Source organism: Hydrogenophaga intermedia (assembly GCF_023715105.1).
GTDB classification, from domain to species: Bacteria; Pseudomonadota; Gammaproteobacteria; order Burkholderiales; family Burkholderiaceae_C; genus Hydrogenophaga; species Hydrogenophaga intermedia_A.
Genome location: NZ_JAMBNO010000125.1, coordinates 1 through 393, shown reverse-complemented (window position 1 = coordinate 393; position 393 = coordinate 1). Strand labels below are relative to the sequence as shown.

1 protein-coding gene is annotated in these 393 nt (G+C 68.2%); it reads right to left on the bottom strand.

Features of this window, described 5'->3' with window-relative positions; translation table 11 throughout:
* On the bottom strand, positions 1 to 393 hold a 393-nt coding region (locus M3149_RS22880; protein WP_251711641.1), incomplete at both ends, for a methyl-accepting chemotaxis protein.

Below are 393 nucleotides of genomic sequence, written 5' to 3'. Positions count from 1 at the left end.
TGTCCGTCACCCGCTGCACCGAGCCCACGATCTCGCTCATCGTCTGGCCCGCGTCGGCCACCAGCTTGCTGCCGGTCTCCACCTTCTCCACGCTCGCACCGATCAGGCCCTTGATCTCCTTGGCCGCCTGCGCGCTGCGCTGCGCCAGGTTGCGCACTTCACCGGCGACCACCGCGAAGCCGCGGCCCTGCTCACCGGCGCGCGCGGCTTCCACCGCCGCGTTCAAGGCCAGGATGTTGGTCTGGAAGGCGATGCCGTCGATGACACCGATGATGTCGTTGATCTTCTTGGACGAGGTGTTGATCTCGTCCATGGTGGTGACCACCTGCGAGACCACCGAGCCGCCGCGCTGGGCGATCTCGGCGGCGCTGGCAGCGAGCTGGTTGGCCTGGC